This window comes from Roseovarius sp., assembly GCF_018066915.1.
Lineage (GTDB): Bacteria > Pseudomonadota > Alphaproteobacteria > Rhodobacterales > Rhodobacteraceae > Roseovarius.
Genome location: NZ_JAGPVV010000321.1, coordinates 1 through 7,246, shown reverse-complemented (window position 1 = coordinate 7,246; position 7,246 = coordinate 1). Strand labels below are relative to the sequence as shown.

At 63.8% G+C, this 7,246-nt stretch carries 8 protein-coding genes and 1 tRNA gene; 8 read left to right on the top strand and 1 reads right to left on the bottom strand.

Annotated features, from left to right (window positions below; translation table 11 throughout):
• Window positions 1-89 precede the first annotated feature (89 nt).
• Window positions 90-179, bottom strand: a tRNA-Ser gene (locus tag KBT70_RS18175).
• Between the two features lie 133 nt (window positions 180-312).
• Between KBT70_RS18175 and KBT70_RS18170 the strand changes: the two genes are divergently transcribed.
• The 8 genes from KBT70_RS18170 to KBT70_RS18135 all read left to right on the top strand — a co-directional run bounded on the left by KBT70_RS18170 (window position 313) and on the right by KBT70_RS18135 (window position 7,245).
• Complete coding sequence (locus tag KBT70_RS18170) at window positions 313-1,158, top strand: DUF2059 domain-containing protein (RefSeq protein ID WP_296637514.1); 846 nt, start codon at window positions 313-315, stop codon at window positions 1,156-1,158.
• Window positions 1,159-1,160: 2 nt separating this feature from the next.
• Complete coding sequence (locus KBT70_RS18165; RefSeq protein WP_296637513.1) at window positions 1,161-1,967, top strand: DUF2059 domain-containing protein; 807 nt, start codon at window positions 1,161-1,163, stop codon at window positions 1,965-1,967.
• Window positions 1,968-2,167: 200 nt separating this feature from the next.
• Window positions 2,168-2,782, top strand: coding sequence for a 50S ribosomal protein L21 (locus KBT70_RS18160; RefSeq protein WP_296637512.1), 615 nt, complete (start codon window positions 2,168-2,170; stop codon window positions 2,780-2,782).
• Between the two features lie 11 nt (window positions 2,783-2,793).
• Entirely contained in the window at window positions 2,794-3,063 is a 270-nt protein-coding gene (gene rpmA, locus KBT70_RS18155) for a 50S ribosomal protein L27 (protein WP_008281135.1), read from the top strand.
• Window positions 3,064-3,248: 185 nt separating this feature from the next.
• Window positions 3,249-3,788 (top strand): GNAT family protein, encoded by a 540-nt coding sequence (locus tag KBT70_RS18150; RefSeq protein WP_296637511.1) that lies wholly within the window; start codon window positions 3,249-3,251, stop codon window positions 3,786-3,788.
• A 35-nt stretch (window positions 3,789-3,823) separates the two neighbouring features.
• A complete protein-coding gene (gene obgE, locus KBT70_RS18145; RefSeq protein WP_296637510.1) occupies window positions 3,824-4,867 on the top strand; it encodes a GTPase ObgE in 1,044 nt (347 codons plus the stop codon).
• Complete coding sequence (gene proB / locus KBT70_RS18140) at window positions 4,855-5,961, top strand: glutamate 5-kinase (RefSeq protein ID WP_296637509.1); 1,107 nt, start codon at window positions 4,855-4,857, stop codon at window positions 5,959-5,961. The genes obgE and proB overlap by 13 nt, the downstream gene beginning before the upstream one ends.
• Window positions 5,962-5,979: 18 nt before the next feature.
• Window positions 5,980-7,245, top strand: coding sequence for a glutamate-5-semialdehyde dehydrogenase (locus tag KBT70_RS18135; RefSeq protein WP_296637508.1), 1,266 nt, complete (start codon window positions 5,980-5,982; stop codon window positions 7,243-7,245).
• The last annotated feature ends 1 nt before the right edge of the window (window position 7,246 follow it).

Below are 7,246 nucleotides of genomic sequence, written 5' to 3'. Positions count from 1 at the left end.
GGAATACTCCCAAGCGTTTTTCTAATGTGGGGTTTTATGTGGGATATGCCTTTGATTTCACTAATTTATTGAATGAAATCAAAAGCGTATGGCGGAGAGACAGGGATTCGAACCCTGGGAGGACTTGCATCCTCAACGGTTTTCGAGACCGCCCCGTTCGACCACTCCGGCACCTCTCCGCGGGGGTCTGGTGGAGCAAGCGTTTATTTGCCTTTGGCGGGGGGGGCAAGGGGGATTTGCATTGTTTCGTGGGATAATTTGCCTAGGTTGGAGGCAGGTCTGACCGAAGCAATCTGGAAAGGATGACGTGTCATGGGCGGAAACCCCTTGCGGTCATATGGGCGGGGTGTCGCGTGGGTGGCTTTGGCGTTGCTGCTGGCGTTGCTGGTGGCCGCACCTCTGCGGGCGGCGGACCGGGCGCGGCTCGAGGCGTTTCTGGAGGTCACCGGCTTTGGCGTGGCACTCGACAGTATCGCGCTCTCGGCCTCTGGCGCGCCCGAGATGCTGGGGCTGTCGGCCAGTGACTTCGGGCAGGGCTGGAGCACGTTGGCCGAAGAGGTCTTTGACACCGGCCGGATGCGCGAGATGGGGCTGAGTATTCTCGAGCAGGCGCTTGATGACGAGATGTTGGGCCATGCCGCCGAATTCTATGCGTCGGACCTTGGCCAGCGTCTGGTCGCGGTCGAGAACGCGGCGCATCTGCACGAGGATGATGATGCCAAGCGCGCCGAGGGGGAGGCGTTGTTGGCGGCCATGCCGCAAGAGCGTGTCGAGGTGCTGCGCGCCATGAACGCGGCGGTGGACAGCGCAGGCACCGGGGTGCGGGCGGTGCAGGAAATTCAGGTGCGGTTCCTGCTGGCGGCTTCTTATGCCGGGGTGCTGGAGAGCGAGATTGACGAGGGCATGCTACGTGCCCTTCTGGCGGAGGGCGAGGACGAGTTGCGCGAGAGCCTGCGCGCCTCGGCGCTGGCCAGTGCCGCCTATACCTATCAGAGCCTGCCTATTGAGGATTTGCGCGCCTATGTGGCAGCGCTCGAGCATCCGACCATGGCGCGGGTCTATGAATTGATGAATGCCGTGCAATACGAGATCATGGCCAACCGGTTCGAGGTTCTGGCGGCGCGGATGCGGGGGCTGACCCCGGCGCAGGAGTTGTGAGGATGCGGGCGGTTCTGATCGCCTGTGCGGCGCTGCTCCTCGCGGCGCTGCCGCTGCGCGCGGGCGAGATTGACCGTTTGATGACCGCGCTGCACTTTGAAGAGACGGTCGAAATCATGCGCGCCGAGGGGATGCGCTATGGCGGCGATGTGGGCGACGAGATGCTGAGCACGGTCGAGCGCGCCCGCTGGGACCGGGTGGTTGGCCGGGTTTACGATGCCGAGCGGATGTTGGCACAGGTGCAGAGCCGGTTTGCCGAGGCGATGGACGGGGCGGACGCGGGATCGTTGCTCGGGTTTTTCGAGGGCCGGGGGGCCGAGATCGTCGCCTTGGAAATCGCGGGGCGCCGGGCGCTCTTGGACGATGGCACCGAGGCCGCGGCAGAGGCGCGCTATGCCGAATTGGCGGCGGCGGGGGCGCCGATTGTGCGCCATGTCGCGACCCTCATTGACGATAGCGATCTGATCGAGCGCAATGTCGCGGGGGCACTCAATGCCAATCTCGGATTCTATCGCGGGCTGGCCGATGGTGGTGGTCTTGATATGAGCGAAGACGAGATGCTGGCTGAAATCTGGGCGCAGGAGCCCGAGATGCGCGAGGAAACGCGCGACTGGATGCAGGCCTATCTGACCATGGCCTATCAGCCGCTGTCGCAAGAGGTGCTCGAGGCCTATATCGCGCTCTACCGCAGCCCTGAGGGCCAGCAGTTGAACCGCGCGCTGTTCGCGGCCTTTGATGCGATGTATGAGGAGCTGTCGTATCAATTGGGTCTGGCCACCGCCTTGACCATGGAAGGCGAGGATTTATGAGGGTTTTGGCGCGGTTTTGGCGGGCTGGCTCTTGACTCGGGGGGCAGAGTTTGGCAATAGCGCGCAACCCGGCGGGATGATCTTGCCGGGTTTGTCTTTGATATACACCCCGAAAAGGGGCGCAGTTCGAGGTGGCCCAAGGGCCGAGAACGCCCGGATCATCCGGGGACCACAGAGCGCGGAGAGAAAAGGAAGAGCCCATGTTTGCGGTCCTCAAGACCGGTGGCAAGCAATACAAGGTGTCGTCAGGCGACATGCTTCGTGTTGAGAAACTTGCAGCCGATGCCGGTGAAAAAGTTCAGTTCAACGATATCCTGATGCTGGGCGGCGATGCCCTCGTCATCGGTGCGCCCTTTGTTGCGGGTGCGGCCGTGCAGGCCGAGGTCGTGGATCAAATCAAGGGTGACAAGGTCATCAACTTTGTCAAACGTCGCCGCAAGCACGGCTCGCAGCGGACCCGTGGCCATCGTCAGAAGTTGACGCTGGTGCGTGTTACCGAGATTCTGGCCAGCGGTGCAGAAGCAACAGGCGTCAAGGCGGCTGTCGGCTCTGGTTCGGTGGCGACTGTGGTCGAAGCGAAACCCGCCAAGAAATCCAGCGCCAAGCCCGCAGCGGGTGGCGACGATCTCAAGCGGCTGTCGGGCGTTGGTCCCGCGCTTGAGAAAAAGCTGCTTGAGGCGGGTGTGACCACCTTTGCCCAAGTGGCAGCATGGACCGAGGCCGATGTGGCCGCCATGGACGAGAAACTGTCGTTCAAAGGCCGGATCGAGCGTGAAGGCTGGATCGAACAGGCCAAAGAGCTGGCCAAAGGCTAAGGAGAGACCAAATGGCACATAAAAAAGCAGGCGGTTCATCCCGTAACGGGCGCGACTCTGATGGTCGTCGCCTTGGCGTCAAGAAATACGGCGGCGAAGCCGTGATTTCCGGCAACATCCTCGTGCGTCAGCGCGGCAACAAGTTCTGGCCGGGCCTGAACGTGGGCGAAGGCAAGGATCACACGCTCTTTGCCGTGGCCGAGGGTGCTGTGAAATTCCACAAGGGCCTCAAGGGCCGCACCTTTGTTTCGGTTCTGCCAGTGGCGGAGGCCGCTGAATAAGCCGTCCTTAGGGTTTTGACACTAGAGGGGATCGGCGAGACCGCCGGTCCCTTTTCGCTTTTGCGGGCAAGGGGAAGGGCCCGCGAAGTGACGAGACTGCACAATCGCGCGACCGTGCCGTTGTGCTTTGGCGGAGAGAGGCCATCTCTTGCCATGAGTTTGGCGCTGATCGGAGGAGCAGGCGCATGAAATACGAGACGATTGTGAACCAGCCGGTGATCGTGGCGGAACGGTTTGATCTGCGACCCTTGCGGGTGTCGGATGCGGGGCTGATCGGGATGAACGCCGGGGATGCGCGCGTTGCGCGCTTTACCCGCAGCATTCCGCATCCCTTGCCGCCGGGTGCCACCGAGGCATTGATCGCGCGGGCACAGGCCGAAGGCCGGTCCGAGGACATCTGGTCCATTGATGGCACCAAGGCGGGCGGGTCCGAGGTGATGGGTCTCATCAGCCTTGAACGGGTGGATGACGGCCAATCCGAGATCGCCTATTGGGTGGCCCCGGCCTATTGGAATACGGGTGTTGCCTCGGCTGCGGTCGAGGTGCTCTTGGCGGCCAATCCGCACCAGGCACGCACGATCTTTGCCACGGTGTTTCAGGACAATGCCGCCTCGGCCCGGGTCTTGACGAATTGCGGGTTTCAGTATCTTGGGGATGCCGAGGCGTTCAGCGTTGCGCGCGGCGCCAAGGTTCTGACCTGGACCTATAGCAAAAAGATGATCTGAGGCTCGGATAGGGGCCTTTGCGATAAGGACGGCATATGAAATTTCTCGATCTCGCAAAGGTTTATATCCGCTCTGGCGGCGGCGGCGCGGGCAGCGTCAGCTTTCGCCGGGAAAAGTTCATCGAATTCGGTGGCCCGGATGGTGGCGACGGCGGCAATGGCGGCTCGGTCTGGGCCGAGGCTGTCGATGGGCTGAATACGCTGATTGATTTCCGCTATCAGCAGCATTTCTTTGCCCGCAGCGGCACGCCCGGCATGGGCCGTCAGCGCACCGGCGCGAGCGGCGAGGACATTGTGTTGCGCGTGCCGGTGGGCACGGAAATCCTCGATGAGGACATGGAAACGGTTCTTGCCGACATGACCGAGATCGGGCAGCGCGTGCTCTTGGCACAGGGCGGCAATGGCGGCTGGGGCAACCTGCATTTCAAGACCTCGACCAATCAGGCCCCGCGCCGCGCCAATCCGGGGCAAGAGGGGGTCGAGCGCACGATCTGGCTGCGGCTCAAGCTGATTGCCGATGTGGGCCTTCTGGGGTTGCCCAATGCCGGGAAGTCGACCTTTCTTGCCGCCACGTCGAACGCGCGACCCAAGATTGCCGATTACCCCTTTACCACCCTGCATCCCAATCTGGGGGTCGTGGGCGTGGATAACGTTGAATTCGTTGTGGCCGATATTCCGGGGCTGATCGAAGGCGCGTCCGAGGGGCGCGGCCTTGGCGATCTGTTCCTGGGGCATGTCGAACGCTGCGCGGTGCTGCTGCATCTTGTAGATGGCAGTTCGGGCGATATCGTGGGCGATTATCAGACCATCATCACCGAGCTCGAGGCCTATGGCGGCGGTCTGGCGGACAAGCCGCGCGTCACCGTGCTCAACAAGATAGACACGTTGGATGACGAAGAGCGCGAGTTCCTGCGCGATGAGTTGGAGGCCGCGTGCGGCACGCCTGTGATGCTCATGTCCGGTGTGTCGGGCGAGGGGGTGACAGAGGTGCTGCGCGCGCTGCGCGAGCGGATCGACGCGGACCGCCTGCGCCACAAGGTGATTGACGAGGACGAAGAAGACGCACCGTGGCAACCGTAACAGACGCGAAACGACTGGTGATCAAAATCGGCTCGGCCCTGTTGGTGGACCGGGTCACGGGGGCCTTGCGGGCGGAGTGGCTGCGCGCGCTGATCGAGGATGTTGTGGGATTGCGCGCGCGCGGCACCGATGTGATCCTCGTGTCGTCGGGGTCTATCGCCCTTGGGCGGCGGGTGCTGAACCTGCCGCAGAGCGTGCTTACGCTCGAGCAATCGCAGGCGGCGGCGGCCGTGGGGCAAATCCGGCTGGCAGGGGCCTATGATGCGGCACTGGCCGCGCATGGGCTGACGGCGGCGCAGGTGTTGGTGACGCTCGAGGACAGCACCGACCGGCGGCGCTATCTCAATTCCCGCGCCACGCTGGAGCAGCTTTTGCGTCTTGGGGCGGTGCCCATCGTCAATGAGAATGACACCGTCGCTACGGACGAAATCCGCTATGGCGACAATGACCGGCTGGCCGCGCAGGTGGCGGTGACGGCGGGGGCGGATCAGTTGATCCTGCTGAGCGATGTGGACGGGTTCTATTCCGCCAATCCCACGCAAGACCCCACCGCGCGGCGGTTCGACGTGGTTGCGGCCATCACGCCCGAGATCGAGGCGATGGCAGGCGATGCGGTCTCTGGTCTGAGCAAGGGCGGCATGAAAACCAAGCTCATGGCAGCCAAGACCGCCACGGCGGGCGGTTGTGTGATGGCGATCACCCAAGGGGATGTGCTGCACCCGATCCGCACGCTCGAAGAGGGGGCTGCGGCGACGTGGTTCTTGGCCCAAGGCGATCCGCAGCAAAAGCGCAAGGCCTGGATTGCGGCGATGAAGCCCAAGGGGCGCGTCATCGTTGACGCCGGTGCGGCGCGTGCCTTGGCGGCGGGCAGCAGCCTGCTTGCGGCGGGGGTGACAGAGGTCGCAGGGCGATTTGGCCGGGGTGATCCGGTCGAGGTGGCCGATGAGGCGGGCCGCGTCTTGGGGCAGGGGCTGACCCGCTACGACGCGGCAGATGCGGAACGGATCAAGCGGCTGCGCTCGGATCAGATCGAGGCGGTGCTGGGCTATCCGGCGCGCGGGCCTTTGATGCATCGCGACGATATGGCATTCTGACACGCGGGAGGGCAGCGGATGAAGGATCAGACAGAGATTGCGGCGCTGATGGCCGACATCGGTGCGCGTGCCCGTGCGGCGGCGGCGGAGCTGGCGATTGTAGATGCCGCGACCAAGCGCGCGGCGCTCGAGGCGGCGGCCGATGCGGTCTGGGCCGGGCGGGCCGAGATCATGACGGCCAACGCGCGCGATCTGGAACATGGCCGCGACAAGGGGCTGTCCGAGGCGATGATGGATCGTCTGGCGCTCGACGAGGTGCGGATCAAGGGAATCGTGGACGGATTGCGCGCCGTGGCGGCGCAGGATGATCCGGTGGGCGAGGTTCTGGCGGAATGGGACCGACCCACGGGCCTGCATATTCGCCGAGTGCGCACGCCTTTGGGTGTGGTCGGCGTGATCTATGAAAGCCGCCCCAATGTGACGGCGGATGCCGGGGCGCTCTGCGTGAAATCCGGCAACGCAGTGATCCTGCGCGGCGGATCAGAGAGTTTTCACTCCTCGGGCGCGATCCATGCCTGTCTGGTGGCGGGGCTGCGCGCGGCGGGGCTGCCGGAGGACGCGATTCAGCTTGTGCCCACGCGGGACCGGGCGGCGGTGCAAGAGATGCTGACCATGACCGACACGATTGACGTGATCATCCCGCGCGGCGGCAAGGGCCTTGTGGGGCTCGTGCAGCGCGAGGCGCGGGTGCCCGTCTTTGCCCATCTCGAGGGGATTGTGCATATTTATCTCGATGCGGCGGCGGACCCGGCCAAGGCGCTGCGGGTGGTGCTGAATGCCAAGACTCGGCGCACGGGGATTTGTGGGGCTGCGGAATGTCTGCTCATCCATCGCGATATTTTTGAGACCATTGGTCAGGGCGTGATCCGCGCGCTGATTGAGGCCGGGGTAGAGGTGCGCGCCGATGCGGGCCTGCAGGGGATTGCGGGCACTGTTGCGGCCACGGAGGAGGACTGGGGGCGCGAATATCTCGACAGTATCATCGCCGCCAAGGTCGTGGGCAGCATAGATGACGCCATCGCGCATATCCGGCGCTACGGCTCCAACCACACCGATTGCATCGTGACCGAGGATGATGCGGCGGCGGCGCGCTTTTTTGCCCGACTCGACAGCGCGATCCTGATGCGCAACGCCTCGACGCAGTTTGCCGACGGCGGCGAATTCGGCATGGGCGCGGAAATCGGCATTGCCACAGGCAAGATGCACGCGCGCGGCCCGGTGGGTGCGGCGCAACTGACCAGCTTCAAATATCTGGTCGAAGGCGATGGGGCAATCAGAGCGTGAC